The 26271-nt window shown below is 69.5% G+C and carries 23 protein-coding genes and 1 pseudogene; 11 read left to right on the forward strand and 13 right to left on the reverse strand.

The genetic code is table 11. The features are described from left to right. The first annotated feature begins 74 nt into the window (after positions 1 to 74). Together IU449_RS01100 and IU449_RS01105 are read left to right on the forward strand one after the other, a co-directional pair. Positions 75 to 1691: a class I adenylate-forming enzyme family protein gene (locus IU449_RS01100; RefSeq protein WP_195000104.1), complete on the forward strand. Its 1617-nt coding sequence runs from the start codon at positions 75 to 77 to the stop codon at positions 1689 to 1691. 54 nt (positions 1692 to 1745) lie between these two features. Further along, complete coding sequence (locus IU449_RS01105) at positions 1746 to 2699, forward strand: NAD(P)H-dependent flavin oxidoreductase (protein WP_195000105.1); 954 nt, start codon at positions 1746 to 1748, stop codon at positions 2697 to 2699. An 18-nt stretch (positions 2700 to 2717) separates the two neighbouring features. Here IU449_RS01105 and IU449_RS01110 read toward each other — a convergent pair whose 3' ends face one another. The 3 genes from IU449_RS01110 to IU449_RS01120 form a co-directional block, all read right to left on the reverse strand. After that, positions 2718 to 4115 (reverse strand): amidase, encoded by a 1398-nt coding sequence (locus tag IU449_RS01110; RefSeq protein ID WP_195000106.1) that lies wholly within the window; start codon positions 4113 to 4115, stop codon positions 2718 to 2720. A gap of 144 nt (positions 4116 to 4259) precedes the next feature. Beyond that, positions 4260 to 5135, reverse strand: coding sequence for an NmrA/HSCARG family protein (locus tag IU449_RS01115; RefSeq protein ID WP_195000107.1), 876 nt, complete (start codon positions 5133 to 5135; stop codon positions 4260 to 4262). Next, a complete protein-coding gene (locus IU449_RS01120; protein ID WP_195000108.1) occupies positions 5132 to 6082 on the reverse strand; it encodes an EamA family transporter in 951 nt (316 codons plus the stop codon). Before IU449_RS01120 ends, IU449_RS01115 begins: the two co-directional genes overlap by 4 nt. A gap of 79 nt (positions 6083 to 6161) precedes the next feature. Between IU449_RS01120 and IU449_RS01125 the strand changes: the two genes are divergently transcribed. Further along, the gene (locus tag IU449_RS01125) at positions 6162 to 7046 is read left to right on the forward strand and encodes a LysR family transcriptional regulator (protein WP_195000109.1); all 885 of its coding nucleotides are present in this window, start codon (positions 6162 to 6164) and stop codon (positions 7044 to 7046) included. On the opposite strand, the gene IU449_RS01130 is transcribed toward IU449_RS01125, so the two are convergent. Further along, positions 6977 to 7552, reverse strand: a complete 576-nt coding sequence (locus IU449_RS01130; protein WP_195000110.1) for an STAS domain-containing protein — start codon at positions 7550 to 7552, stop codon at positions 6977 to 6979. The two genes, IU449_RS01125 and IU449_RS01130, sit on opposite strands and share 70 nt — an antisense overlap. 239 nt (positions 7553 to 7791) lie before the next feature. On the opposite strand from IU449_RS01130, the gene IU449_RS01135 reads away from it, so the two are divergent. After that, positions 7792 to 8025 (forward strand): hypothetical protein, encoded by a 234-nt coding sequence (locus IU449_RS01135; protein ID WP_195000111.1) that lies wholly within the window; start codon positions 7792 to 7794, stop codon positions 8023 to 8025. A 75-nt stretch (positions 8026 to 8100) separates the two neighbouring features. Here the strand turns inward: IU449_RS01135 and IU449_RS01140 are convergent, their stop codons facing one another. The 3 genes from IU449_RS01140 to IU449_RS01150 all read right to left on the reverse strand — a co-directional run bounded on the left by IU449_RS01140 (position 8101) and on the right by IU449_RS01150 (position 11412). After that, a complete protein-coding gene (locus tag IU449_RS01140) occupies positions 8101 to 9690 on the reverse strand; it encodes an acyl-CoA synthetase (protein ID WP_195000112.1) in 1590 nt (529 codons plus the stop codon). 177 nt (positions 9691 to 9867) lie between these two features. After that, positions 9868 to 10710: an SDR family NAD(P)-dependent oxidoreductase gene (locus IU449_RS01145; RefSeq protein WP_195000113.1), complete on the reverse strand. Its 843-nt coding sequence runs from the start codon at positions 10708 to 10710 to the stop codon at positions 9868 to 9870. Positions 10711 to 10890: 180 nt separating this feature from the next. Next, on the reverse strand, positions 10891 to 11412 hold the full coding sequence (locus tag IU449_RS01150; RefSeq protein WP_195000114.1) for a hypothetical protein: 522 nt from the start codon (positions 11410 to 11412) through the stop codon (positions 10891 to 10893). Between the two features lie 202 nt (positions 11413 to 11614). Between IU449_RS01150 and IU449_RS01155 the strand changes: the two genes are divergently transcribed. The 3 genes from IU449_RS01155 to IU449_RS01165 all read left to right on the forward strand — a co-directional run bounded on the left by IU449_RS01155 (position 11615) and on the right by IU449_RS01165 (position 15146). Then, complete coding sequence (locus IU449_RS01155; protein ID WP_195000115.1) at positions 11615 to 12559, forward strand: GlxA family transcriptional regulator; 945 nt, start codon at positions 11615 to 11617, stop codon at positions 12557 to 12559. A 197-nt stretch (positions 12560 to 12756) separates the two neighbouring features. Beyond that, positions 12757 to 13362, forward strand: a complete 606-nt coding sequence (locus tag IU449_RS01160; protein ID WP_228803611.1) for a TetR/AcrR family transcriptional regulator — start codon at positions 12757 to 12759, stop codon at positions 13360 to 13362. Then, entirely contained in the window at positions 13359 to 15146 is a 1788-nt protein-coding gene (locus IU449_RS01165; protein ID WP_195000116.1) for an alpha/beta fold hydrolase, read from the forward strand. The genes IU449_RS01160 and IU449_RS01165 overlap by 4 nt, the downstream gene beginning before the upstream one ends. A 72-nt stretch (positions 15147 to 15218) precedes the next feature. Here the strand turns inward: IU449_RS01165 and IU449_RS01170 are convergent, their stop codons facing one another. Beyond that, the gene (locus IU449_RS01170) at positions 15219 to 16025 is read right to left on the reverse strand and encodes an SDR family NAD(P)-dependent oxidoreductase (RefSeq protein WP_195000117.1); all 807 of its coding nucleotides are present in this window, start codon (positions 16023 to 16025) and stop codon (positions 15219 to 15221) included. A gap of 105 nt (positions 16026 to 16130) precedes the next feature. Beyond that, on the reverse strand, positions 16131 to 17381 hold the full coding sequence (locus tag IU449_RS01175) for an MFS transporter (protein WP_195000118.1): 1251 nt from the start codon (positions 17379 to 17381) through the stop codon (positions 16131 to 16133). A gap of 70 nt (positions 17382 to 17451) precedes the next feature. Here IU449_RS01175 and IU449_RS01180 point away from each other — a divergent pair, with 70 nt between their 5' ends. The 3 genes and pseudogenes from IU449_RS01180 (at position 17452) to IU449_RS01190 (ending at position 19390) form a co-directional block, all read left to right on the forward strand. Further along, positions 17452 to 17838 carry a MerR family transcriptional regulator gene (locus IU449_RS01180; RefSeq protein ID WP_195000119.1) on the forward strand — a complete coding sequence of 129 codons (387 nt, stop codon included), beginning with the start codon at positions 17452 to 17454 and terminating at the stop codon, positions 17836 to 17838. A gap of 100 nt (positions 17839 to 17938) precedes the next feature. After that, positions 17939 to 18258 (forward strand): annotated as a pseudogene (locus IU449_RS01185) (thiolase C-terminal domain-containing protein); the annotation flags it as partial. Between the two features lie 37 nt (positions 18259 to 18295). After that, positions 18296 to 19390: a winged helix-turn-helix transcriptional regulator gene (locus tag IU449_RS01190; RefSeq protein ID WP_228803612.1), complete on the forward strand. Its 1095-nt coding sequence runs from the start codon at positions 18296 to 18298 to the stop codon at positions 19388 to 19390. A gap of 704 nt (positions 19391 to 20094) precedes the next feature. On the opposite strand, the gene IU449_RS01195 is transcribed toward IU449_RS01190, so the two are convergent. Continuing rightward, positions 20095 to 20247, reverse strand: coding sequence for a hypothetical protein (locus tag IU449_RS01195; RefSeq protein WP_195000120.1), 153 nt, complete (start codon positions 20245 to 20247; stop codon positions 20095 to 20097). 152 nt (positions 20248 to 20399) lie between these two features. Continuing rightward, entirely contained in the window at positions 20400 to 21365 is a 966-nt protein-coding gene (locus tag IU449_RS01200) for a linear amide C-N hydrolase (protein WP_228803614.1), read from the reverse strand. Between the two features lie 322 nt (positions 21366 to 21687). On the opposite strand from IU449_RS01200, the gene IU449_RS01205 reads away from it, so the two are divergent. Further along, the gene (locus IU449_RS01205; protein ID WP_195000121.1) at positions 21688 to 23511 is read left to right on the forward strand and encodes an alkyl/aryl-sulfatase; all 1824 of its coding nucleotides are present in this window, start codon (positions 21688 to 21690) and stop codon (positions 23509 to 23511) included. Positions 23512 to 23641: 130 nt separating this feature from the next. On the opposite strand, the gene IU449_RS01210 is transcribed toward IU449_RS01205, so the two are convergent. After that, complete coding sequence (locus tag IU449_RS01210; RefSeq protein ID WP_195000122.1) at positions 23642 to 24865, reverse strand: allantoate amidohydrolase; 1224 nt, start codon at positions 24863 to 24865, stop codon at positions 23642 to 23644. Positions 24866 to 24935: 70 nt separating this feature from the next. After that, the gene (locus IU449_RS01215; protein WP_195000123.1) at positions 24936 to 26270 is read right to left on the reverse strand and encodes an FMN-binding glutamate synthase family protein; all 1335 of its coding nucleotides are present in this window, start codon (positions 26268 to 26270) and stop codon (positions 24936 to 24938) included. Position 26271 lies beyond the last annotated feature (1 nt).

The following is a 26271-nucleotide window of genomic DNA, read 5'->3' on the forward strand; positions in this document are numbered from 1 at the left end:
CGGAGTGGTTGCGCGATCCGGCACGGCCGTAGTTTACTTCAATAACTGTAGTGAAGTGGAGAGGCCGAGTATCCATGTCGATCGCGAATATCGTCCGCACCGCCGCCGAGACGTACGGCACGGACATCGCGGTAGCGGATCGCGCGCGGAGCCTGAGCTTCGCCGAACTGTCCGATCGGGTGCACCGTCTGGCCGCGGGATTCGCGGCGCGGGGGGTCGAAGCGGGCGGTGCGGTGCTGGTATTGCTGCCGAACTCGGTGGCCGCGATCGAGGTCGATCTGGCGCTCACAATCGGCGGGTACGTGCGCGTCGCGCTCAATCCGCGGGTGGGTCCGCGAGATTGGGCTCGCGTCATGGACGACTGCCGACCGTGCGCGCTCGTCTACGATCCAGGCGTCGACGGAGCGCGGGAATTCGCCGCCGCGGCCCCGGTACCGGTCCTGGTCGCCGCGGTGGACGACGCCGCCACCACCGAGACCCTCGACGGTCTCGCCGCCGCGGCGCCTGCTCGTCCGCGCTTACCCGAACTCGCGCCGGATTCGCTGTGCGCCCTGCACTATTCCTCGGGCACCACCGGTGTACCCAAGGGTGCCCGGCGCACCCACGCCAACCGGCTCGCGTCGCTGCGCGCGATGCGCGACCACGTCCTCGCCGCAACCCTGGACGGACCGGAGCCGCCGGTCTTCGTGCATGCCGGGCCCGTCATCCACACCAGCGGGCTGTTCGTCCTGCCCTTCCTCGCCGTGGGAGGGAGACAGGTGCTGCTCGACCACGCGCGGCCGGCCGATCTCCTCGCCGCGGTCGCCGCCGAAGGCGGCACCCACACCGCGCTCGTCCCCACCGTGATCGCCAGGCTGCTGGAATTGGACGATGCCGCACTCGCCCCGCTGCGCCGCCTGCGCATGCTGGCCTACGCGGGCGCGCCTATGCCCGTCGAGCACATCCGGCAGGCTTACCACCGCATCACGCCGAATCTCGTGCAGTACTACGGCATGGTCGAGGCCGTCCCGCCGCTGACGGTGCTCGGCATCGCCGATCATCGCCGGGGGATGGAGGAGGACGGCGAGATCCTCGCCTCGGTCGGTAAGCCGTGCGCCGACGTGGACATCGACTTCCGTGACGGCGATATCGCGGTATCCGAGGGGCAGGTAGGTGAACTGGTGGTCGCCGGACCCGCCGTGAGCCCTGGCTACCACAATGCCGATACCAGGACCGATCTCGGCAAGAGTCATCGCGACGGCCGTCTGTACTCCGGTGACCTGGGCTTCCGGGCCGCCGAGGGGTACGTGCATCTCACCGGCCGTGGCAAGGACATGATCATCACCGGCGGGTACAACGTGTATCCGCGCGAGGTGGAGCAGGCGCTGCTGACCGTCGCCGGGGTGACCGACGCGGTGGTGGTGGGGCTGGCCGATCCCGTGTGGGGCCAGCGCATCGTGGCGGCCTACACCGCCGGTCCCCGGACCGGCCGCACCGACACCGACACCGACCGCGGCGGTAGCCACCTCGCCGACACCGAACTCGCCGACACCGAACTCACCGACGCGGAGGTCCTGCGCCGGTGTCGCGAGGTGCTGCCCGACTACAAGCGCCCCAAGTCCGTCCACCGCCTGCCTGCCCTTCCGCTGACCGCACTGGGCAAGGTCGATCGCGCCGCGGTCGCCCGCTTGCTCGCCCCGCTGACCAGTTGACCCGTCGTCGACGCGCGATCCCGCGTGTGACGATCCCGTCCCGAGGAAGAATTCATGACCGCCGCCCTGCTCTCCGCCCTCCGCCTGCCCGTCGTCGCCGCGCCGATGTTCCTCGTCTCCGGACCGGATCTGGTGATCGCCGCCTGCCGCTCGGGCATCATCGGCTCCTTTCCCACCCAGAACTGCCGCACCGTCGAGGAACTCGACACCTGGATGGGCACCATCACCGATCAGGCCCGCTCCGGCGACGGCACGGCCGCGCCGTGGGCGGCCAACCTCATCACCCACAGCACCAACGCCCGGCTCGCCGACGACCTGCGTCTGATCGCCGAGTACCGGCCCCCGGTGGTCATCACCGCGCTCGGCTCGCCACGTCCGGTGATGGACGTCGTCAAGGGATACGGCGGCCTGGTCATCGCCGACGTGGTGAACATGCGGCTCGCGCGCAAGGCCGCCGAAGCCGGTGTCGACGGCATGGCCTGCGTCTCCGCCGGGGCGGGCGGGCACACCGGCCACCTCTCGCCGTTCGCCTTCACCTCGGCGATCCGCGACTTCTTCGAGGGCCTGGTCATCATCGGCGGCGGCATCAGCGACGGTCACGGCGTCGCCGGAGCCGTCACCGCCGGAGCCGATCTGGTCTACATGGGCACCCGCTTCCTCGCCAGCCGGGAGAGCCTGGCCGAGACCGCCTACAAGCAGATGGTCGTCGCCGCCGGGCCCGACGACCTGATCGTCAGCGACGCCATCACCGGCACCCCGGCCTCCTGGCTCAAGGACAGCATCCGCGCCCAGGGGCTGGACCCCGACAATCTCGCGCCCGCCACCGGCGCGAAGAACTACACCGCGGGCGGCACCTCGATCAAACGCTGGAAGGACGTCTGGGCCGCGGGTCAGGGCTTGCAGAACATCCGCGCGATCGAGCCGGTAGCGGAGATCGTCGACCGGATCGGCGAAGAATACGCCGCCGCGCTGCGCCGGGTGACCGAGCGGTCCGCCCCCGCGCTGTGAACCGCGTGGGCACGAACCTCACTCGGTGATACGCGGGAAAGGCGCGACGGCCTCGAGTTCGTAGGCGAGCTGGAGAAGAGTTCGCTCGCCGCCGTGGGGCGCGAAGATCTGGACCGAGCCGGGCAGGCCGTGGGTGTGGCGGCCGTGCGGCAGGGAGATGGCCGGGCCGCCGCCGACATTGGCCAGCGGGGTGAAACCGACGTAGTCGATGAGCTTGGCGAACAACTCGTCGGCGGGCTGGCCGGGGTGGTGCTCGCCGATGCGGGGTGCGGGATGGGCCAGCGTCGGGGTGAGCAGGACGTCGACATCGGCGAAGTGGCGGGCGTAGAGTTCCGGCCCGCCGCGCAGCCTGCGGATCGCGCCGGGAAGCCGGTGCGGATTGCGGGCGACCTTGCGGGCGAGACCCCTGGTGAACGGGTCGAGCTTGCGCGGATCGAAACGGCGGCCGTGATTCACCAGGAATCCGGCGGACATCAGGACCGCGAACAGCGACCAGTACAGCGTGAAGTCCTCGACGAACTGTACGTCGACCAGCAGGCGCCGCTCGGTGAGTTCGTGTCCCCGATCGGCGAACATCTCGGCCGCCGAGGACAGGATCCGGTCGGTCTCGGGGTGGACGGGACGACCGAGGACGTCGTAGCGGATCACGCCGATGCGCAGCCTGCGGTCGGCGGGGCCTTCGACGAGACCGACCGGCGCCAGCCCCGGCTCGGGCCGGTGTCGTTCGGCGGCGGCGAGATAGTGGGCGGTGTCGCGGACCGTCCTGGTGAGCACCCCTTCGCAGACCAGATTGACCGGCAACTGTCTGGCACCGGGCTGGTCGAGCAGGCGGTTGCGGGTCGGTTTGAGCCCGACGAGCCCGGTCACCGCCGCGGGAATGCGAATGGACCCACCCCCGTCGTTGGCGTGCGCGATCGGCACCGCCCCGGAGGCGACCAGCGCGGCGGATCCGCCGGAGGAGGCGCCGACGGAGTAGTCGGTGTTCCAGGGGTTCCTGGTGGGCGGGCGATCGACGTACTCGGTGCTCGCGGTCAGCCCGAACTCACACAACGTCGACTTGCCCAGCACGGTGAAACCCTGGGCCAGGAACTGATGCGCGGGCGCGCTGTCCGCCGTGGCGGGATACGGGGTGAACGCCGCCGAGCCGTGGCAGGTGGGCACACCGGCGACATCGGCGTTGTCCTTGACGAACGTCGGCACTCCGGCGAACGGCCCCGACGTGGGCGGCTGGTTGCGCGCCCGGTCGAAGCACTCGACCTGCACGGCGTTCAGGTGCGGCTGTACCTTGCCGACGCGGGTGATGGCGGCCTCGAGCACCTCTTCCCGGCTCACCTCGCCGCCGCGGATCCGGGCGGCGACCCCGAGGGCGTCGAGATCGCCGAGGGCGTCGTCGGTGAAGGCGTGCACTGTGCTCATCGGATCCGTTGCTTTCGTCGCTACTCGTCGAGCGCGGGCCGCACCGTTTCCCGGTGCTGTCCCGCCCTGCCGACAGTAATAGCCATCGGGAGCGCATGGTGTGGCAGCGCCGAGGCGCCGAGCGGACCGGGCATCACTCAGCGGCTACCTCCCGCGCGACCCGGTTCGCAGCCAGTCCTCGAAGGTCAGCAGTTCGGGGAAGCGTGCGCGCAGCGCGGCGATGTCGGCTCGATGGCCGTGCTCGTCGAGCCAGTCGTACATCTTCGCCAGTTCCTGCGCGTGCGTCCGCAGCTGATCGGCCGGCTGTCGCTCGAAGCGCGTCGGGATGCCGTCGACCCGGGTGAAGGCCTCGGCGATCTGCCGCACGGTCAGCTCGTCGCCGGCGATCTCGATCGTCTCGCCGATGAACTCGCCGCGGTGTGCGAACGCTTCCGCGGCGATCCTGCCGATGTCGGCCACGGCGATCATCTGTAGCGGGGTGTCGGCATCGAGGGCGATGGCGCCGATCCGTTCGCTGTTCGCCGGTTCCGGCACGGTGTGCCGCCAGTTCTCCATGAAGTAGACCGGCCGCAGGACCGTCGCGGGCACCCCGATCGACCTGATGTATGCCTCGATCTCGGCTTTGGTCTCGAAGTGCAGGACCCCCGAGCCGCGCGGGGCCGCGCCTACCGAGCTGTAGACCAGGTGGCCGACGCCTGCCACCGCCGCCGCGTCCGCGACGTTGCGCCCCTGCCGCACTTCGGTTTCCGGGTCGGGGGCGGTCATGTCGCTGGGCTGCACACTGAACACCGCGTCGGTGTCGCGGGCGGCGGCGCGCAGGGAATCGGGGTCGTCGAGGTCACCGGCGACCAGTTGCGCGCCGAGCGCTTCCAGTGCCCGGGCGGCGGGCTTGGCGCGGTCGCGCACGAGCGCCCGCACGGCCCAGCCGCGGTCGAGCAGTGCGCGGACGACGGCTCCGCCTTGGGCTCCGGTCGCGCCGGTGACCAGGGCGATCTCATGGTGTGCGGCAGAGCGATTCATCGAGCTGATTCCTTCTGGTCGGGCCTGGTGCGGCGCGGGGACGTGGGTACCGGAAGTTGGCCCGCGACGATCGCGAGCAGGGACAGACCGAATCCGGCGAGTTGGATCGGGCCGAGGGCGCGGCCGAGCAGCGCAGCGTCGAGGCCCGCCGCGACCAGCGGTGAGAGCAGGACGAGCACCGCGACGGAGGTGACCGGCAAGGTGCCGATTCCGCGGAACCACAGCGCGTAGGCGATCAGACCGCCGACCAGTCCCAGCCAGAGGTAGCCGAGAGCGGCGGTGGCGTCGATCGCCGGTGGCGGTCCTTCGACGACCAGCGTGACCGCCAGGAGAAACAGACCTCCCGCCGCCAGTTGCCAGCCCGCGAAAGCGGTCGGACCGGCTCCGGCGGGCCGTCCCCAGCGTTTGGTGAGGGTCAGCCCCAGTGCCATGGACGCGGCGCTGACCAGCCCCGCCACGATCCCGGTCGCGTCGAGCGCGGCTTCGGGGCCGATCACCACCAGCCCGACACCGGCCACGCCGGTCACCCCCCAGGCGATCCGCCAGGCGGAGGGCTGTTCGCGCAGGATGACCACCGCCAGCACCGCGACGACCAGCGGCTGCGCCGCCGCCAACGTCGCGGCGACACCGCCGGGCAGGCGTTCGGCAGCGATGAACAGCAGCGCGGTGAACACGCCGATATTGAGCACCCCGAGCACCGCGGCCTTCCACCACCAATCGCCGCGCGGCAGCACACGGGTGAGCGCGAGTGCGATCAGTCCCGCGGGCAGCGCCCGCATGACCCCTGCGAACAGGGGATGTCCGGGCGGAAGGAGTTCGGTGATGGCGATGTAGGTGGTGCCCCAGGACAGTGGGGCGATGGCCGTCAGGGCGGCGCGCGGCAGATCTCCGGTGGAGGAGCTGCTGCCGGCTCCGGCGGATACCGGTGGTGCTGGTGGGCTGTTCACCCTTCCGATTCCAGCGGCCGAGGATCAATGAGTCCAACACATGTTTGTCACAGGATCGATCGTGATTCACGATTGATCCATGGAACTTCAGCAGATGCGCTACGTTCTCGCGGTCGCCGAGACGAACAGTTTCACCAGGGCGGCCGAACGCTGTCTTGTCGTCCAGTCGGCGCTCAGTCACCAGATAGCGCGACTGGAGAAGGAACTCGGCGCGCGATTGTTCGAGCGCACCAGCAGACGGGTGTGGCTGACCCCGGCAGGTGCGGCGTTCCTGCCCGCGGCCCGGGAGTGCCTCGATGCCGCGGAGCGGGCGGCGGCCGAGGTGGCCGCCGCGATCGGGGAGGTCAGGGGGCGGCTCGCGGTCGGCCTCATCCCCACGGTGGCCGCGGCCGACATCCCCGGCGCGCTGCGCGCCTTTCGCCGGCGATATCCGACAGTGCGGGTGAGCCTGCGCGTCGGCGCCAGTGAGGAGCTCGTCGAGCAGGTCGAGCGGGGCGCGATCGACGTGGCCTTTCTCGGCCTGCCGCCGACGATGCGACCACGCAACGTCGCCGGTCGCGAGCTCGCTCGCGACCGGCTGGTCGCTGTCGTCGCGCCTGACCACCCGTTCGCGGTCGAATCGGTGGTCGACCTCCGCAGGCTGTCCGAAGAGGTCTTCGTCGACCTACCGGCGGGGACCGCCGGGCGTATTCAATCCGATCTGGCCTTCGAGGCGGCGGGCCTCGATCGTGACGTCGCCTACGAGGTGTCCAGCGCCGACTACATGGTCCGGCTCGTCGCGGAGAATCTCTGCGTGGCGATGATGGCCGCCGCCTATGTCCCTCAGCTCACCGACGTCGTGACCGTGGAGGTGGCCGACGCGCCCACTCGCGTGGAGTACGTGGTCTGGAGCCGTTACCGGCGCACGCCCGCGGCGACCGCCTTCCTCGCCGAAATGGGGATCACGGCCGACGACGGGCCGTGACGCCGCCGTCTCGTGGACAGCGCGCCGCCACTCGCCTCGGCGGTGTCGTCCGGTGCGACCGTGGGCGGGGCGGAGCGCATCGGCGCTTCGAGAGCCGTGTGGGCGCTGACCACCGTCGAGCGGACCGTCAGCAGCGCGGTGCGCGGGTCTTCGGCGAGCAGGCGGGCGATGCGCAGATCGGTGGTGACCAGGCAAGTCCGGACGCCGTCGCGGAGGAATCGGGCCGCGTCCTCGACGAGGGCGCCGAGGGTGCGCAGCGAGAGGAAGTCGAGCCTTCCCGCATCGACGATGAGCGCGCCGCCCGACTTCGCCGCCGTATCCGCGGCCTCGCGCACCGTCTGCCGCCACAGCGACAAGGTGAACGCATCGGCTTGACCATGGACCGACAGGATGACGACGCCGTCCCGGTGGCGGGTACGGAATGTCAGTCGGTGATCCGGCAACGTGGCAGACGCGGCGGCGGAGTCGACCGACAGCAAGGAAGAGGAGCTGGATTTCGAGTTCATGACACTACCCAAATCGGCTCGAGATGCACGAGGCATCGCGGCTCCGCCTGACCCCGGTGGTTTCGAGGTGGACACGTGAGCCGAACACAGATTAGCCCACGCGACGCCCAGACGGAAGTTACCTCCGAATGGAAGTGATTTTTTCCTGTTTGCTCGGGAACCCGCAGGGTAGATCGACCGCGGTTGGCGGCGCGTGCCGCCGACTCGCACCCGACAACAGTCTGGAGGGTTGAACCGCCATGGCAACCTGCGATACCTGCGGCAACGACTACGACAAAGCGTTCACCGTCAACCGCGACGGTCAGAGCTGGACGTTCGACAGTCTCGAGTGCGCCGCGAACGAGCTCGCCCCCGTCTGCGCGCACTGCCGCTGCCGCGTACTGGGTCACGGCGTGGAGGCCGCCGACCAGATCTTCTGCTGCGCGCACTGCGCGAGCCAGTCCGGCTTCGCGGCACTGGTCGACCGGGCCTGACGCGGCGGTCGCGTACCCCGCGAGAAAGGTGGGACCCATGGCCGCTCGCCGAGAGGCGAGCGGCCCGGTCGGCTGTCAGCCGACGGAATCCGAGAAACGCTGCCGCAGTTCGCGTTTGAGAATCTTTCCGCTGGGGTTCTTCGGCAGCTCCTCGACGAAGACGATCCGCTTGGGCAGTTTGAAACCGGCCAGCCGGGGCCGCAGCCCGTCGATGATGTGCTGCTCGGTGAGATCGTGGCCGTCCTGTGCGACGACCACCGCCGTGACCGCCTCGATCCAGGTCGGATGGGGCGTGCCGAACACGGCCGCCTCCGCGACGCCCGCGACGGTGTAGAGCGCCTCCTCGACCTCACGGCTGGCGACGTTCTCGCCGCCGGTCTTGATCATGTCCTTCTTGCGGTCGACGACGCTGAGATAGCCGTCCTCGGACATGATGCCCAGGTCGCCGGAATGGAACCAGCCGTTGCGGAAGGCTTCTGCGGTCTTGGCCTCGTCGTCGAGGTAGCCGAGGGTGGCGTGCGGGCTGCGGTGCACGATCTCGCCGAGTTCACCGGGCGGCAGCGGATTGTCGTCGTCGTCGACGATGAGCGTCTCCACGTGCAGGGCCGCCCGGCCCGCCGAACCGGCGCGGTCGAACTGCTCGTGCGGTCGCAGGATCGTGGCGACCGGCGACATCTCGGTCTGGCCGTAGAAGTTCCACAGCGAGAGCGCGGGCAGCGCCGTGCGGATCTGCTCCAGCACGGCCACCGGCATGGGGGAGGCGCCGTAGTAGCCCTTGGTCAGCGAGGACAGATCGGTGGAGGCGAACCGCGGCGACTGCAGCAGGGCGATCCACACCGTGGGCGGGGCGAAGAACTTCGTCGCACGTTCGCGTTCGATGGTGGCGAGCACGGTCGCCGGGTCGGGGCCGGGCAGGATGATGCTGGACGCGCCGAGATAGATGTCGGGCAGCAGGAAGCAGTCCATCTGCGCGCAGTGGTAGAGCGGCAGGGCGTGCACCTCGATGTCGTCGCCGGACATGCCGCCGTCGACCACCGCGCTCACGTACTGGCTGATCAGCGATTTGCTGGACAGCAGAACGCCTTTGGGTCTCGACTCGGTGCCGCTGGTGTACATCAGGCGGATCGGGTCGTCGTCGCCGACGAGGACCTCCGGTTCGGAGTCGTCGGCGTGGGCCTCCCACGTCTCGTAGGCGGTCCAGCGATCATCGGCGCCGTCCCCGCCGCCGATGCGGACCAGCAGTTCGGGCCGGTGCTCGCCGTTGTCGACGGCGGCGGTCGCGACCTCGAGCAGACCGTGTTCGACCACGAAGGCCCTGGCGCCGCAGTGGCGCAGGATGTAGGCGATCTCCTCGGCGCCGAGCATGAAATTGACCGGTACGAGCATCGCGCCGACCTTGGCCAGCGCCAGTGTGAGCACGGCGTACTGGCTGGAATTGCGCGAGAGCAGCGCGACCGCGGTGCCCTTGCCGATGCCCTGCTCGAGCAGGGCGTGACTCACCCGATTGACCACGGCGTCGAATTCGCGGTAGGTCAGCCGTCGTCCGCTGTCGGCGATCGCCGTCCGATCGGGATAACGCTGGGCGCTGCGACGCAGCAGGTCGCCCACGGTCTGGGAGCGCGCGGTCGCGATCGTGCGGGCGAGAGTGGGCTCGTGATCGGGCATTCGTGTTCCTTTCGGCCGAACTCGCCGACAGCGGGGGCATCGAGTTGCCGTGTCGGCCACTGGACAGTAGCCCGAGGTTTGCGAGGGGTGTCGACCCGGCCGTCCGATTCGCCGCGGGCGGCGGAGGGGGAGCGATCCTCCTCCGCCGGGCCCGGTGTCAGGACGACACCGTGTCGGTCAGAACGACATGGGCGGGGCCGGAGCGCGCCGCTCGCTCAGCGTCTCGGCACGGTGTCCCAGGGCGCCGAGACCGAAGGCCTTGTCGGTGAATCCCCAGAATTCGCCCGCGGCGATGTCGGCGAACATGTTCTCCGCCGCGTCGATCGGATCCATACCCGCCGTCTCGCCGAGAGTGTGCAGCACCTCGAACATCTGGTCGGCCGCGGCATTGCCGCTGGGTGCGGCGGCCTGGGCGTCGACGAAGATGCGGCTGCGCACCGAGTACGGCAGCAGCACCGTGACCTGGATGGGCGCGCCGGTCAGCGCGACCTCCTGGTGCAGACTCTCGGTCAGCGCGACCACCGCGTGCTTGCTGACGATGTAGGGCGTCTGCAGCGCCTGGGTGAGAACGCCGCCGACCGAGGACATATTCGCGACCGTCGCCGGAGTGCCCGCCGCGATCATCCTGGGCAGGAATGCCCGGATGCCGTGGAACACGCCGTCCACGTTCACGTTCATCACCTGACGCCACCGCTGCACCGGGATCTCCCAGAGCACGCCCGCGGTCTCGAGCCCCGCGTTGTTGATCAGCAACTCCACGCTGCCGTAGCGCTCGTAGACGTCGGTGGCGAGCTCGTCGAAGGCATCGGCGTCGGTGACATCCAATACCTGAGCCTCCGCCTGGAGGCCCTGCGCGAGGATGTCACCGGCGACGGTACGGGCACGATCGGCGTCGATGTCGGTGACCACGACCCGCATGCCGATGGAGGCCGCGTAACGCGCGAGCCCCTCCCCGATACCCGAACCCGCGCCGGTGACGACGGCTGTCCCGCCGGCGAGGCGTTCCCGCGCCGCGCTCATGCGATGCCCGCGCTGCGGCTGATCCCGACGATGGCCTGCGACAACATGATTCGTTCCTCTCGAACTGACGATCCGGTGTAGCGGTACGACTACCGGAAGATCATCTCGCCCCGCCCGCGTTCACGCAGCCCGGGCCGCCGGGAGCAGTGCGGTTGCGCGCCAACGGCTCTCAGCGCCCCGTCACAGGCCCGCCCCGGTCGTCGAGCCGGGGCGGTAGATCATGAGCACGACCACGATCACCCAGAGCAGGTTGAACATTCCGGTCGCCATTCCCAGCCGCGCGGTGAGCCGTTCCAGCGGCGACGAAGCCACACCGGCTGCTTCCGGTGCCCCCGCGGCGGGCACGCTCACCGGACGTGATGCGCCGATCGTGGCGAGCGCTGCCTCCTGGGCGGGCAGTATCACACCCATGAGCAGCACCGCGGCGACCGCCGTGAGGATCATGGACACCACGAGCCAGGCGTCGCCGAGCACCCCGAGACTCGCGCCGGTGGCGAAGCCGAACACCGGGACGAAGACGCCGACGACCGCGTAGACCCGGCTGATGCGATGCAGCACACCGACGATGGCGACCTTCCGCGCATCGTCCGGGTCGCGGTGCGCGGCCCGGACAGCGGGCGGGTACATGCTGGCCACGACGGCGACCGGGCCGATGCTCAGGATCGCGGCGAGGACGTGGACGGACAGCAGGAATCCGGTCATGCGCCGATCCGTTCGCCGGCGACCGTGAATCGTGCGGACTGCGCACGCTGTTGTGGCATGGAGATCCTTCCCGAGTGATGTGCTGCCATGTTCACCCGCGACCACTCGGTGACATCAGTGGCGATCAGGCCATAAAACACCTGAATCCGGCCACCGCCGTCGGGCGCTTCCCGCTCGCGCGTTCCGCCGCTACGGTCGGGGTATGTACACGGTGGTCGTCCTCATGCTCGACAATGCGATCGCCTTCGATCTGGCCACACCGATCGAAGTGTTCGGGCGGGTGAGGCTACCGGACGGCCGCGCCGGATACCGCGTCGTCGTCGCCGGGCCGCAGCGGCAGATCGCCGCGGGACCGCTGCGCATCACCGTCGAGGCGGGGCTCGAAGAAGCCGAACGCGCCGACCTGATCATCGTCCCGGGACTCGCGGAGCCGGACCACCCGAGTTCGCCCGCGGTACTCGACACGCTTCGCGCCGCCGTGCGCCGGGGCTCGCGCGTGGCCTCCATCTGCGTCGGCGCCTTCGTGCTCGCGGAGGCGGGCCTGCTCGACGGCCGGGTCGCCACCACGCACTGGCTGGCCACCGACGAGCTCGCCCGCCGCTATCCCGCCGCGCGCGTCGACCCGGATGTCCTCTATACCGACAACGGCCAGATCCTCACCTCCGCGGGCGCCGCCGCCGGACTGGATCTGTGCCTGCACATCGTCGGCAAGGACTACGGTGTCGCGGTCGCCGCCGACACCGCCCGGCTGGCGGTGACGCCGTTGCAGCGCACCGGCGGCCAGTCGCAGTACATCCTGCGCAACCGCCCGATCTTCCGCACCGCCACCCTCGAACGCGTGCTGGCCTGGATCGAGGACAACGCTCACCGCAATCTCACCCTCACCGACATCGCCGCCGCCGCGGAGATGAGCGTGCGCACCCTGACCCGCCGGTTCGCCGAGGAGACCGGCCAGAGCCCGATCCAATGGGTCACGGGTGTGCGCATCCGCCAAGCCCAGGAGCTGCTGGAGACCACCGACTACACCGTCGACCGGATCGCCGGTCAGGTCGGGTTCTCCACGCCGAGCAACTTCCGGGCTCAGTTCGTCCAGACCGTCGGTGTCACCCCGGGGATGTACCGAAAGACCTTCCGCCCCTTGCGTTGACGATCGCCGCTCCGACGCCGAGCGCTGCTGCGCGATGGTCTTCACCCCGCACGTGCCGCACGCAGCGTGGGCATGCGCTTCGAAGCGGGCGGCGTGCGCTCGGGAGAGGTCAACTCCGGGTGTTTCTCGGGGGGCAGCGGTCGATCGACGGGGAACGCGCACTGGACGACAAAAATAGACCGGTCTATTATGTAGTCATGACAGCGGTGCGAAAAGGCGAGGCGACCAGTGCCCGGATGGTCGAGGTGATGCTCGGGTTGATCCAGTCGCGGGGATACGCGGGGACCGGGATCAATACCGTGCTCGAACAGTCCGGGGTGCCCAAAGGGTCGATGTACTTCCACTTTCCGGAGGGGAAGGAGCAGTTGGCCGAACAGGCGATCGGCCGGGCGTCCGAGGAATTCCGGGCGCTGATCGCCGAGACGACGGCGAGCGAGCCGAGTCCGGGGCGGGTGATCTCCCGAGTGCTCGAGGTGTTGTCCGGCCTGCTGGTGGACGGCGGCTACGAGCTGGGTTGCCCGGTGTCGGTGGTGACCTTGGAGATGGGCGCGCACAGCGATCGGCTGCGCGCGGCGTGTGCGCTGGCCTACGAGTCGTGGATCGCGCCGGTCGCCGCTTATCTCGCGGACGCGGGGCTCGCGGCGCAGCGGGCGCGTGAGCTGGCCGAGACGGTGGTGAGCACCGTCGAGGGGGCGATGGTGGTCAGTCGCGCCATGCGCGACGTGCAGCCGATGCGCAGCGCCGCGCGAGTGCTCGCGGCATTGCTCGACGAGGCCGTCGGAGTCACCGGGGAGCGGTCGTGAACAGGCGAGCGCTGGTCTTCGGCGCCACCGGTTTCCTGGGGCGTCACCTCACCTCCGCCCTGCTGACCGAAGGGGTCTCGGTGATCGTCGCATGCCGGTCGGAAGGCTCCGCGCGGGCGCTGTCCGACTGGCTCGTGCGGCACGATCACGCGGAGCTTCCGGCATCGGTGCTGGTGGATTTCGACGCTCCCGGACTCGGGATCGAGCCGGTCGTGCACTCGGCCGGTGTCACGGAGATCTACAACTGCGCCGGGGCCTATCGGTTCGGGATGTCCGAGGACGAGGCGCGAAAAGCCAATGTGGACAGCGCCCGCGCGATCGTCGAGCTGGCCGCCGGGGTGCCGGAGCTGGAGCGGTTGGTGCACGTGTCGGGCTATCGCGTCGGTGAGCGCAATGCGGACGCCCGGTGGGGCCCGGAACACGCGCGCCGGATCTATCGGGAACTCGGGGCCTACGAGGCGTCCAAGGTGGAGGCCGACGCCGTGGTGCAGACGGAGGCGAACCGGCTCGGCGTGCCGTGGAGCATCGTCAATCCGTCAACGGTGAGCGGTATCGCGGCGACGGGTGAATCCGACCAGTACCTCGGTCTGGCAGACAGTTTCCGTCAGCTGTGGAACGGCGAGATGGCCGCGCGGCCCGGCGACGCGGACACCTTCGTTCCCGTGATCCCGGTCGACTACCTCGCACGTTTCATGGCTCTGTTGCCCACCGATCCCGCCACGGCCGGTCACTCCTACTGGGTTCTCGACGACCGGACCCCCACCCTGCCGGAACTGCTGCGCGTGGTCGGCGAGCACTATCGTGTGCGGGTACCGCGGGTCCGCGTCCCTGTCGCCGTCGTCAAGCGCTTGCCGACGGCGCTGACCAAGGCCGATCCGGAGACGATCGGCTTCATGTCCGCCGACCGCTATCCGACCGGCCCGGCCGAGGAGTTCGCGGCGCGGCACGGCCTGAGCACACCCGCCACGGTGCCCGCGATCCGGCGGTGGGCCGATCACCTGGCCGCACACCGTTTCGGCGCCGCCGAGGAGACGGACCTGCGACGCCGATTCACCGAGCACGCCGGGGTGCGCACTTTCACCCTCGGCCCCGAGAATGCCGGCGCCCTTGTGCTGCCCGGACTTCCGGTGAACGCCGACACCTGGGCGACCGTCGCCGCCACGAGGGCCGACACCCTGGTGGCCGACCTGCCCGGACTGGGCATGAGCGGCGGCGCGCCCGGCGACTGGCCGGACTGGCTCGATGCCCTGCTCATCGGCAGACGGCACCTGATCGGTCACTCGATCGGCGGGGCAGCCGCGATACAGGCGGCGAACCGGCATCCGGATCGGATCGAACGGCTGACCCTCGTCGCCCCGTTCTTCCTCCAAGCGCCCGGCGGCATCGGCACCCGGATCGGCCTGCTGACGAGCGCCTACCTGCGGCACGCGAGCCCCGAAGCGCTCTCGCGGCGACTCACCGGCACGCCCGACCACGCCCGTGAACTCGCCGCCGCTGCCGCGGATCTACGCCGCGCCGGGGTCGCCCGGCGGGTCGCCCGGCTGCTGAGCCGTGCCGCCGAGAAGCGTTGGCGCGCAGAGCTCGTGCGGCAATTCACCGCCTTCGGCGGGGCGATCCACATCATCGTCGGTTCCGAGGATCCGCTGAGCCCTTGGGCGGCGGACCTGGTCAGCGGACTCGGCCCCCGGGCGCGGATCAGCACCATCGACGGCGCCGGGCACCATCCGCAACTGACCCACCCGCAGAGGTTGGCGAAGCTGATCGGAGACGATGCGCTCGGCTGAAGCGCCTACGACCCCGGCGCAGCGGTTCCTGTCAGCCGACCGGCCCAAGCGAGCGTCGCCGAGGGCGTCGGCTCACATGTGCGAACCGCCGTCGACGCGCACTTCGGTGCCGGTGACGAAGAAGGCATCGGGCGAGCCGAGCATCGCCACCACCGCGGCCACCGCTTCCGGACCCGCGAAGATCGCGCCGCCGTCGAGCGGCAGCGCGGGCGCCGCCTTGCCGAACAACGAGTAATCCGCGTCGGCGGGCAGGCCGGGGCCCACACTCTGTCCGGACACACCGGAGCCGTCGGTCATGCCGGACGAGATCGAGCCCGGTTGCACCGCGGTGAAGCGAATGCCCTGCTTGGCGAACTCCGAGGCCAGCGCGTGGGTCATGGCCTGGACTCCGGCCTTGGAGGCGGCGTAGGCGGACATATAGGGATGGGCGAACGAGGCCGAGGTGGAGCTGAAATTGACCACCGCGGGCCCGGCGCCCTCGCGCAGCGCCGGGATCGACTCGCGGATCACCAGGAAGGTGCCCACCAGGTTCACCCGCAGCACATGCTCGAAATCGACCAGCGTCGTCTTCTCCAGATGCTGCGAGCGCAGGATGCCCGCCGCGTTGACCAGCGTGTCCATGCCCCCGAGCTGCCGCACGGCCTCGGCGACCCCGGCCCGCACCGATTCCTCGTCGGCGACGTTCATCGTGACGGTGCTCAGCCGGGCGGCGTCCGTCCCGGCCGCGGTCACGGTGTCCTGCAAACCCGCGTCGCTGATATCGGCGGCGGCGACCCGGCCGCCCTCGCGCAGGATGCGCAGCACCGTGGCCTGGCCGATGCCGGAGCCGCCGCCGGTGACGAGGACGCGACGGCCTTCATAGCGCTGGAGGGAGGGCATGCAGTACTCCTGTTCTCGCGGTTCCCGCGATGCCGGCCGACGATGGTGGCGTCGCGTGTGTCGAGACTGGCATGTCCACTATCGGTCCGGTCACCGATATCTCGATCAGCGGGAGCCTGATTCGACCGGCCTGTCCTCGATGACGTTGTCGGCGGGGGAGCGCGGCCCACCGTGAGCAGGGAATGCGTGTTCCTGACCGGCCACCACGATCGCGAGGCTCACCAGAACGAGCGCTGCGGCGGTCGCCGGGATCGCAGGCGTGCCGATGCCGACGAGGACGAGCCCGCCGAACAAGCCGCCCAGGGCCATGGCCGTGTTCCACAGCGTGACGAGAATGGCTTGCGCGGTATCGGCCGCCGCGAGGCTGTGCTTCGACGCGGCCTGACCGCCCGCGGTCTGCAACAGGGAAGGAACACCGCCCCAGCCGAGGCCCCAGATGCCCACGGCGAACCAGATCAGCAGCGCCGGTGGGGTTGTCGCCAGCACGACTCCGGCGACGACGAACAGAACAGCGGAGGCGAGTGTCAGCCTGCGCAGCATGCTGTCGACGTATCGCCCGGTGAGCCAGATCGCGGCCAGGCTCGCGGCCCCGAAGACGAGCAGCATCAGGTCGGTGGCCGAGCCCAGCCGGGCGCTGTCCAGGAAGGGCCCGATGTAGGAGTAGAGCATCGTGTGCCCGAGCACGAAGATCAGTACGACCGACATGACCGCGACGACACCGGGGACGGCGAGAGCCTCTCGTGTGGTGACCGATCGAGTCCCCTCCACGCTGGGTTCGGCGGTGACATCGGGAACGCCGCAGGCGATCCAGGCGATCACGCCCAGGGCTACGACGGTGACGGCCGCGAACGCGGCGCGCCAGCCGACGAGTTCACCGATGAACGTCCCGGCGGGCACGCCGAGCGAGAGCGCGACAGGAATGCCGGTCATGGCGATGGCGATGGCGCGGCCCTCGGACCCGGGCGGGGCGAGCCGACGGGCGTAGCCTGCGAGCACTGCCCACGCCAGTCCGCCCGCGACTCCGGCGACGACGCGAGCGGCGAGGGTCACCGAGTAGACCGGGACGGCGGCGGTCAGGGCGTTCGCAGCGGCGAAGATGGCCATGGCCCAGAGCAGCACGGTCTTGCGGCGCGCGCGTGCGGTGAGCCTGGCCAAGGGAATGGCGGTCAGCGCGGTGCCCGCGGCGTAGAGGGTGACCGTCTGGCCTGCCGCGGCGTCGGAGACATTCAAGGCTGTGGACATGCCGGTGAGCAGTCCGGCGGGCAGGGTTTCGGTGAGGGCGGTGATGAAAACCGCGGTGGCCAAGGCGAGCAACGGCAGCCAGGGCAGGCCGGAACGTGTGGTGGATCGAATCATGTGGCAAGAGTTGAACCTTCACATAGATGTGATGGTCAAGCGGATCGTCTCGTGAGTACAGTCACGATGCATGCGGATCGGTCAACTCGCCCAGCGCACAGGCACATCACGCAGACTGCTGAGGTACTACGAAGAGCAGGGGCTCATCGTCCCCGACCGGGCCGCGAACGGTTACCGGGACTACGATCCCCGCTACGTGGACAGGGTCCGTCAGATCCGCGGTCTGCTGGACGCCGGGCTGCCCACCAGGATCATCAAGCAGATCCTGCCGTGCCTGGACAAGCCGCGGTCCATCCACTTCAGTGATGCCACGCCGGAAATGCTTGCTCTGCTGCGCGCGGAACGCGACAAGCTCTCCGACCGCATCGCCGTGCTCATCCGAAATCGCGACGCCATGTCCGAGTATCTGGAAGAGGTCGAACGACACCGGGCTCCCGGAATCGCTGAGGCAGGCTGAATGTCGTGGCGGCGCCTCGATGTCAGCGCCGAATGCGCTGGGCGACGACCGCCGCACCGAGGCCGAGACCGCCCGGAATGGCCAGCAGCGCGAATTCGCCGTCGATACCCACGACTGCTTCACCGCCAGCGAGTACATGGCGATCGACCATTTCGGGCTCACCGAGCCGGGCCAGAGCTGGCGGGCGATCGAAGCGGGCGATCTGGAGATCGGCGGCAGAATGCCGATGAACCCGAGCGGCGGCCTGCTCGGCGGCGGCCATCCGGTCGGCGCGACGGGCGTGCGGATGCTGCTCGACTGTCACCGGCAGGTCAGGTCACCGGCGGTGCGGGCGACTACCAGGTCGCGGGCGCTCGCCGTGCGGCCACGCTCAATATCGGCGGAAGCACGACGACGACCGTCAGCTTCGTCGTCGGCTGAGGCCGGAGCCGCCGCACCCCGCCGATAGAGTGCCGATATGGCAGGAAACCACGCGCCCACCGAGTTGCGGGCAGGCGGCGACAACGCGATCGCCGTGACCCTGGGCGCGCTCGGTGACGAGTGGAACCTGTGGATCCTGCGTTTCGCCGTCGAGGGCTGCCGCCGCTACGGCGACTGGTTCGCCCGTGGAGCCATCTCGAATTCGGTTCTCACCGGCCGACTGGCGCAGCTCACCGAGCTCGGCCTGTTCGAGCGGGTCGAGTACTCGCCCCGGCCGGTGCGATACGAATACGTGCTGACCGCGCGTGGCCGCGGCGTATGGCCGATCCTGCTGGCCATGTGGGCGTGGGAGCAGGAGTGGGCGCCGGAGTCGGGCACCCCGCTGCCGATCATGTGGCACCGCACGTGCGGCGAACGGTTCGCCCCGCGGCTGACCTGCCGCGCCTGTGGTGCGGCGGCCGCCGGGCGCGAGGTGTCGGCCGCGCTCGGCCCGAGCGGCGAGTGGTCGCGCAGCGTGCCCGCCTCGATCGGCCGCCGTCGCTCCGCCACGCGCCCCTCGCAGGTGCTGCCGCACACCATGGAACTGCTCGGCAACCGCTGGTCCGCCGCCATGCTCGGCGCACTGTTCCTCGGCGCCCACCGATTCGGCGAGCTGTCGGAACGCACGAGCGCGCCTCCGGCGATGGTCGCCGATCGCCTGCGGCGCTTCGAGGATCTCGGGGTGGTCGAGACCAGTCCGAACCCGGTTCGGCCGGACTGGGTCACCTATGACCTCACCGCGAAAGGTGCCGCGTTCTTCCCGGTCATCGCCTTGATGATCGACTGGGGGCAGCGGTGGTTCCGAGCGCCCGAGGGACCGGCGATCGTCTTCACGCACACGGTGTGCGGCAACGATTTCCATCCGTGGCTGGCGTGCGGCCACTGCGCGCGGGAGTTGCGTGCCGGGCAGGTCGTGATCGAGGCGGCGGTGGGTCAGCGCACGCTGCCGCCGATCGTCGACCATCGGTTGAGTGAGACCCGCGGCGCGGCGCACTCGATGTCCACGACCGCCATCACCCGTTCCAGCGTCGATGCGTCGAGATGGCCTGTCGAGGGCAACAGCACCGCATCGGCGCCGGACGACACCGCCTGATCCAGCAGGCTCACCATCGACCCCTGATCTGCCCAGCGCAGCGAATATCCCAGCTGGCGAGCGAGACGACGTACTTGAGCCGAATCCCACTCGGCCGTCGGTGAGGACGGATCCAACCATCCGAGAGCGAACATCGCAGCCTCCGTTCGATCGCCGACAAAATCTCCACCCGCGATGCCGGCGCGACGATCACGCGCACCGGGCCGTCCATTCGGGCGGTAATGGTCAAGCCTCACAGCGAGGGCGAATACCCAGGAATATCGATTTGAACACATTTCGTGAGGATTCGTTTCCGGCTCGCCTGCTCGGCGCGACCAACGCTCGCGGGCAGCGGCTTTCGACGCCGCGGGATTCCTCGCTTTCGGGATCGACCCCGCGGGTGGGGTATTCGCGTCGGACACGTCGCTGCCGCACGGGCCGGACGTGATCACTCCACACGGCGCACCTCGGCATGGCCCACCCGGGCACGAGGTACCGGTACAGACCGGCTCCGAGCGGCTCGGGTCACCGCCCTCGCCGCCGAAGCATCCGGGTGCCCCGGGGAATGGCCGATGAGAACCACGCCGCGGGTGTTCCTCCGGCAGGAATCCGTCGGTGCCGTGACATCACTGTGATGCTGATCGGCGAAATTTACCTTCCCTTGTCTGGTGTCCGACCCGCTCCACGGCGAACACTGGGGGCGGAGAGTCAATGATTGTGATCCATCAGCTCCCGTCCACTGTGAAGGGTTCGAAGATGTCCAGATTCACGAAGTTGTTCGCCACCACGGCAGTGGCGTTGTCGCTCGGGTTGTTCGCCGCGCCTATGGCATCGGCCGCAAGCACTCCGTCGGCCGATCCGGTCCTCGGTTCTGTCATCCTTTGCGTACCCCTCGGTAGCGTGACATTCTGCATTTGATCTGAATGCGGGACGCGTCAGACGTGCGTCGGAGAACGCGCGTGTCATCAGCAGGTCGCCTCGGTGCGGCCTGCTCTTCTTTTCGGCGGTAGCGGGTCCTCGTCGGTGGAGTTCAGGACAACACGAACGGTGGCGGCTCGGCCGGGGTGAACGCGCTGCCGACGTCGCCGATGAGCCCGTTCGCGGCGGGGTCGAGTGTGTGGTGGGTGGTGAAGTCGAGATCGGCCAGTTCGGCCCAGATGATGTTGGGGCTGAACGACGATTCGTAGAGGTAACGCCGCCGGGTGAGGTCGCTGAGCGTGCGCCAGATGGTCGCGGAGATGTTGGGACGCTCCGGGTCCGGTTCGCCGAACGGCTGAGCGGCATTGCGCATGACGCTGAGCAACGCGGCGTACGCCCGCGGCACGGTCTCGGCAGGCGGCAGGCGATCGAGATAGTAGGAAGCGCGGACGAAGCGGTCGGCCGCCTCGGTGGTGCCGGGCAACGGGGTGGCGCCGCCGAAGCCGGCGAAGTTCTTCTTCAATTCGAGTTGCTGCTCGTAGGGCGGGGAATTCGTCATCACCGTATAGGCGCGGTCGTGGTGCAGACGCGCGACGCCGTCGATGTGCTCGATGATCAGCGAATCGCCGGTGGCGTCCTCGAGGGCCAGGTGCACGGTCGCCGGCCGCCCGCTGCGGGGCTCGATCATCGGCAGGACCTGAAAAGGCTCCTGCCGCACGAGTTCCACGCATTCCTCGATGGTCGCGCAGAGATCGAGGAACACCTGGGCCCACAGCGAGACCGCCACGGACGCCTTGGTGGAATCCCGCTCGCCGAAGTCGGCTTCGGCCAACCACAGCAGATGCGCGGCCAGGCCCCGTTCGTTGATGCCGTCGGAGGTGGCGTTGTCCCACACCATGGCCACCAGGCTGCCGTGGCGGGCGGTCCAGCGCATCGGCGACGCGTCGCGGTCGTGACCGACCCGTTCCACGCCCCGGGGCAGCACCCACAGCTTGGTGTCCATTTCTTCGCGCCAGTCCATGTTCCGGCCCACGAGCACGCCGTGCCCGCTGTCGGTCCACATTGCTCGGGTGCACATGACTTCCTCGATTCGCCGGCGGTTGTCGGAAAGAGTTCGGGAAATGAGTGAGTGTCGGGAACGGCTGGGTGGGGAAGAGTTCGGGAGCGGCACGGCTGATGTCCGGGTACGGCGCAACCGCACTACACAGCCGTGTAGCTTTGGATTTGCTGTCACCGGTGCGGTGGTCCGCAGTTTCACTCTACGACGGCCGGAGGTCGATGCGCGACAGCGCATCGATGGGAGGGTTTCACCCGCCACGGGTGAATACGGGGAGATTGCCCAGCATTAGCCTGCCGGTGACCGCTGCAGCGGAATCAGGCGACCCACGGATGAGGTGCCCATGAATCCCGGACCGGACTTCCACGACGAGACCGATTTCGACAACGCGGCCCGCGGACTCGTCGCCGAATTCGACCGACCGACCGTCACCGCGGCGGACGGGCGCGTGGTCTGGGACCTCGCCGCCTACGAGTTCCTGAACGGGGATTGCCCCGATACCGCGAACCCCAGTCTGTGGCGTCAGGGACGCCTGTGCTCCCGACAGGGGCTGTTCGAGGTGACCGAGGGCATCTACCAGGTGCGTAATCTCGATCTGTCGAACATGACCCTGGTCGAAGGGCGCGAGGGCATCGTGGTCATCGATCCGCTGCTGTCCGCGGAGACGGCGGCGGCCGCTCTGGACCTGTATCGCAGACACCGCGGCGACCGCCCGGTGAAGGGCATGATCTACACCCATTCCCATGTCGATCATTTCGGCGGCTCGCGCGCCGTGGTGCCCGACGGACACCAGGAGATTCCGATTCTGGCCCCAGCCGGCTTTCTCGAGCACGCTGTGAGCGAGAACGTCTACGCGGGCACCGCGATGGCTCGGCGCGCGGTGTTCATGTACGGAGCGGGTCTGGCCAAGGCCCCCGACGGGCAGATCGGCTGCGGTCTGGGCATGACCAATTCGCTCGGGCGGATCACCTTGATCCCGCCGACCGTCGACATCACCCACACCGGGCAGCGGGAGGAGATCGACGGCGTCCGGATGGTCTTCCAGCTGACGCCGGGCACCGAAGCGCCTGCGGAGATGAACTTCCTGTTCCCGGACTTCCGGGCGCTCTGCATGGCCGAGAATGCCACCCACAACATGCACAACATCGTGACCCTGCGGGGCGCGCTGGTCCGTGACGCCCGTGTCTGGGCCCGCTATCTCGACGAGGCGATCGGGCTGTTCGCCGATCATGCCGACGTCGCCTTCGCCTCACACCACTGGCCGACCTGGGGCAGAGACAACTGGACCGCGTGGCTGGCCGGACAGCGCGACATGTACGCCTATGTGCACGATCAGACCCTGCGGCTGGCCAACAAGGGCCTCACCGGCCCGGAGATCGCCGAGGAACTGACCTTCCCGCCCGCTCTGGACGCGCTCTGGGCCAACCGCGGCTACTACGGCTCGCTCAGTCACAACGTCAAAGCTGTCTATCAGCGCTATCTCGGCTGGTTCGACGGGAACCCCGCCCACCTCTGGGAGCATCCGCCGGTCGACACCGCCCGCCGCTACGTCGCCGACTACGGCGGGGTGGATGCGATCGTGGCGAAAGGCCGCGAGTACGCCGATCGGGACGATCTGCGGTTCGCCGCGACCCTGCTCAACCACGCGGTATTCGCCGAACCCGGCCACGACGGGGCGCGCGAGGCGTTGGCCGAGGTCTATCGCCGGCTCGGTCACGGCGCCGAGAACGGCGTCTGGCGCAACTTCTACCTCGTCGGCGCCCGAGAACTGCGCCACGGCGTCACCCCCGCGATTCTCGACAGCGCGGACCCGGAGATGCTGAGCTCCTTGACCGTGGACATGATCATCGACGCGCTGGCGGTCCGGATCGACGGCCACCGCGCGGCGGAGAGCCCCTTCGTCATGGACTGGAAGCTGACCGACGAGAACCGGGTCATCCGCTTGACCTCGTCCAACGGCGCGCTGACCCATCGGACGGCGACCCCGCAGGCGCCGCTGCGAGGGAGCGCGGACCTGACCCTCACCCTCGACAAACCGAAGCTGGTGGGCATCCTCACGGGCGCGGGAATCGAAGGCGTCGGCGTCGAAGGCGATCCGACCCTGCTGGCGACATTCACCTCCTGCCTGGACACCTCCGATCCGGCCTTCCCGATCGTGACGCCGTGACCACGATCGTGTCGTCAAGGCGCCGCCGAGATTCTCGCGACGGGCCAGGTCACACACTGTGCGGACCGGCACCCGGCGATCGCCGGACACGCCCTCGAGACAGCGCCCGCACGCAGACGAGAGCAGGGCGCTAGCCGCTCACCCATTCGGCCATCACGTCCGCGAGCGCCTCGGCGCCGAGTCGGCAGTCCTCCGGGGTGGCGTATTCGGCGGGGGAGTGGGAGACACCGGTCGGGTTGCGGACGAACAGCATGGCCGTGGGAACCACGGCGGAGAGGATGCCCGCGTCGTGGCCTGCCCGGGTGGGCAGGACGGGGACCTCACCGAGGCGGGCGAGTGCCCGGGCGACGCGGGCGCGCGGTCCGGGCGGGAATTCGACCACGGGCGTGCGGGATTCGGCTTCGATGTCCAGGCCGACGCCGTCCCGGACGGCGTGTTCCTTCGCTTCGGCGGAGATGCGGGCGACGAGGGCGTCGAGGGTCGGTTCGTCGGCGGCGCGGGCGTCGAGCCAGGCGAGGATCTCCGAGGGGATGGCGTTGGCGCCGTTGGGCAGGACGCGGAGTTTTCCGAAGGTGGCGACGGCTTCGTGGAGTTCGGCGGCCCGGCGGGCCGAGTGGACCGAGGAGGCGTAGGCGAGCATGGGGTCGCGGCGGTCGACGAGGCGGGTGGCGCCCGCGTGGTTGGCCTCGCCGGTGAAGCGGAACAGCCAGCGTCCGTGCGGCCAGATGGAGGAGGCGACGGCGATCGGGCGGTCCACGAGGTCGAGAGCCCGACCTTGTTCGACGTGGAGTTCGACGTAGACGCCGACGCGCTCGGTGAGCGTGGGGTCGAGACCGAGGTGGCCCGGGTGGCGTCCGGCTCCGGCGAGCGCTTCGGCGAGGGTGATGCCCTCGGCGTCGCGCAGGCGCAGGGCGCGTTCGGGAGCCAGTGCGCCGGTGCTCAATTGGGAGCCGACGCAGGCCACGCCGAAGCGGGCCCCTTCCTCGTCGGAGAAGGCGGTGACGGCGACAGGGCGGATAGGGGTGATGCCACGGGCACGGACGAGGTCCACGGCGGCGAAGGCGCACACCACGCCGAGCGGGCCGTCGTAGGCGCCGCCGTCGGGTACGGAGTCCAGGTGCGAGCCGGTGACGAAGGCGTCACGCGGCTCGCCCCGCCGGCCCTCGGGCAGCCACCACGCCCACAGGTTGGCGTTGCGGTCCTCCTCCACGTCCATGCCGCGTTCGGCCGCGCATCCGGTGAACCACTCCCGCAGGGTCATGTCGGCGTCGTTCCAGGCGAAGCGACGGTAGCCGCCGGTCCTCGCCTCGCGGCCGACGTCGAGGATCGACTCCCACATCGTGTCGAAGGTCATCGGTGAGGTGCTCCTGTTCGCGCGGATGCGCGGTCGTCGTGAACGGTGGAATCGCGTGTCCTGAACGGACTCAGAACCTTCCGGGGATCCAGTCGGTCCCGGCCAGCGGCACCCGCGCCATGGCGGAGGCCTCCACGGTGAGGGCGACCAGATCTTCGGGCTCCAGATTGCGCAGATGCGACTTGCCGCAGGCCCTGGCCAGGGTCTGCGCCTCCATCGTCAGTACGCGCAGGTAGTTGGCCAGGCGACGGCCCGCGGCGACCGGATCGAGATTGCGGGCCAGCTCCGGGTCCTGGGTGGTGATGCCCGCGGGGTCGCGACCGGCCTGGAAGTCGTCGTAGTAGCCGGGCGCGGACCCGAGCGCGGCGTACTGCTCGGCGAAGCGAGGGCTGTTGTCGCCCAGCGCGATCAGCGCGGCGGTGCCGATGGCGACCGCGTCCGCGCCCAGCGCCATCGCCTTGGCCACGTCGGCGCCGCTGCGGATGCCGCCGGAGACGATGAGCTGCACCTTGCGATGCACGTCCAGCTCCTGCAACGCCTGCACCGCCTGCGGAATGGCGGCCAGCGTGGGGATGCCGACGTGCTCGATGAACACGTCCTGGGTCGCGGCGGTGCCGCCCTGCATGCCGTCGACGACGATCACGTCCGCGCCCGCCTTCACCGCCAGCTTGACGTCGTAGTAGGTGCGGGTCGCCCCGACCTTGACGTAGACGGGCTTTTCCCAGTCGGTGATCTCGCGCAGTTCGATGATCTTGATCGCCAGATCGTCCGGGCCGGTCCAGTCCGGGTGACGGCAGGCCGAGCGCTGGTCGACGCCCTGGGGCAGGGTGCGCATCTTCGCGACGCGCTCGGTGATCTTCTGCCCCAGCAACATGCCGCCGCCGCCCGGCTTGGCGCCTTGGCCGAGCACGACCTCGATGGCGTCGGCCTTGCGCAGGTCGTCGGGGTTCATGCCGTAGCGCGAGGGCAGGTACTGGTAGACCAGGTTCTTCGACTGGCCGCGTTCCTCGGGGGTCATGCCGCCGTCGCCGGTGGTGGTGGAGGTGCCGACCTCGCTCGCGCCGCGGCCGAGCGCTTCCTTGGCCTGGCCCGACAGTGCGCCGAAGCTCATGCCCGCGATGGTGATCGGGATGTCCAGATGCAGAGGGTATTTCGCGTGCCGATCGCCGAGGACCACGTCGGTGTCGCAGCGTTCGCGGTAACCCTCGAGCGGGTAACGGGACATGGAGGCGCCGAGGAACAGCAGGTCGTCGAAGTGCGGCAGGGCGCGTTTGGCGCCCCAGCCGCGGATGTCGTAGATGCCGGTCTCGGCGGCGCGCTGGATCTCGGCGATCACCGGGCGCGGGAAGGTGGCGGACTCGCGGAGCGTGGGATCGTGCGTGGGAGTCGTGGGCGGTGTCGTCATC

Origin of the sequence: Nocardia higoensis (assembly GCF_015477835.1) — a bacterium.
In the GTDB taxonomy this organism is placed as follows: Bacteria; Actinomycetota; Actinomycetes; order Mycobacteriales; family Mycobacteriaceae; genus Nocardia; species Nocardia higoensis_A.

Bases quoted from the DNA above. Each gene is read 5' to 3' on its own strand.
- IU449_RS01100 (WP_195000104.1), top strand. From the start codon at position 75: ATGTCGATCGCGAATATCGTCCGCACCGCCGCCGAGACGTACGGCACG.
- IU449_RS01105 (WP_195000105.1), top strand. From the start codon at position 1,746: ATGACCGCCGCCCTGCTCTCCGCCCTCCGCCTGCCCGTCGTCGCCGCG.
- IU449_RS01110 (WP_195000106.1), bottom strand. From the start codon at position 4,115: ATGAGCACAGTGCACGCCTTCACCGACGACGCCCTCGGCGATCTCGAC.
- IU449_RS01115 (WP_195000107.1), bottom strand. From the start codon at position 5,135: ATGAATCGCTCTGCCGCACACCATGAGATCGCCCTGGTCACCGGCGCG.
- IU449_RS01125 (WP_195000109.1), top strand. From the start codon at position 6,162: ATGGAACTTCAGCAGATGCGCTACGTTCTCGCGGTCGCCGAGACGAAC.
- IU449_RS01130 (WP_195000110.1), bottom strand. From the start codon at position 7,552: ATGAACTCGAAATCCAGCTCCTCTTCCTTGCTGTCGGTCGACTCCGCC.
- IU449_RS01135 (WP_195000111.1), top strand. From the start codon at position 7,792: ATGGCAACCTGCGATACCTGCGGCAACGACTACGACAAAGCGTTCACC.
- IU449_RS01140 (WP_195000112.1), bottom strand. From the start codon at position 9,690: ATGCCCGATCACGAGCCCACTCTCGCCCGCACGATCGCGACCGCGCGC.
- IU449_RS01145 (WP_195000113.1), bottom strand. From the start codon at position 10,710: ATGAGCGCGGCGCGGGAACGCCTCGCCGGCGGGACAGCCGTCGTCACC.
- IU449_RS01150 (WP_195000114.1), bottom strand. From the start codon at position 11,412: ATGACCGGATTCCTGCTGTCCGTCCACGTCCTCGCCGCGATCCTGAGC.
- IU449_RS01155 (WP_195000115.1), top strand. From the start codon at position 11,615: ATGTACACGGTGGTCGTCCTCATGCTCGACAATGCGATCGCCTTCGAT.
- IU449_RS01160 (WP_228803611.1), top strand. From the start codon at position 12,757: ATGACAGCGGTGCGAAAAGGCGAGGCGACCAGTGCCCGGATGGTCGAG.
- IU449_RS01170 (WP_195000117.1), bottom strand. From the start codon at position 16,025: ATGCCCTCCCTCCAGCGCTATGAAGGCCGTCGCGTCCTCGTCACCGGC.
- IU449_RS01175 (WP_195000118.1), bottom strand. From the start codon at position 17,381: ATGATTCGATCCACCACACGTTCCGGCCTGCCCTGGCTGCCGTTGCTC.
- IU449_RS01180 (WP_195000119.1), top strand. From the start codon at position 17,452: ATGCGGATCGGTCAACTCGCCCAGCGCACAGGCACATCACGCAGACTG.
- IU449_RS01190 (WP_228803612.1), top strand. From the start codon at position 18,296: ATGGCAGGAAACCACGCGCCCACCGAGTTGCGGGCAGGCGGCGACAAC.
- IU449_RS01195 (WP_195000120.1), bottom strand. From the start codon at position 20,247: ATGACAGAACCGAGGACCGGATCGGCCGACGGAGTGCTTGCGGCCGAT.
- IU449_RS01200 (WP_228803614.1), bottom strand. From the start codon at position 21,365: ATGTGCACCCGAGCAATGTGGACCGACAGCGGGCACGGCGTGCTCGTG.
- IU449_RS01205 (WP_195000121.1), top strand. From the start codon at position 21,688: ATGAATCCCGGACCGGACTTCCACGACGAGACCGATTTCGACAACGCG.
- IU449_RS01210 (WP_195000122.1), bottom strand. From the start codon at position 24,865: ATGACCTTCGACACGATGTGGGAGTCGATCCTCGACGTCGGCCGCGAG.
- IU449_RS01215 (WP_195000123.1), bottom strand. From the start codon at position 26,270: ATGACGACACCGCCCACGACTCCCACGCACGATCCCACGCTCCGCGAG.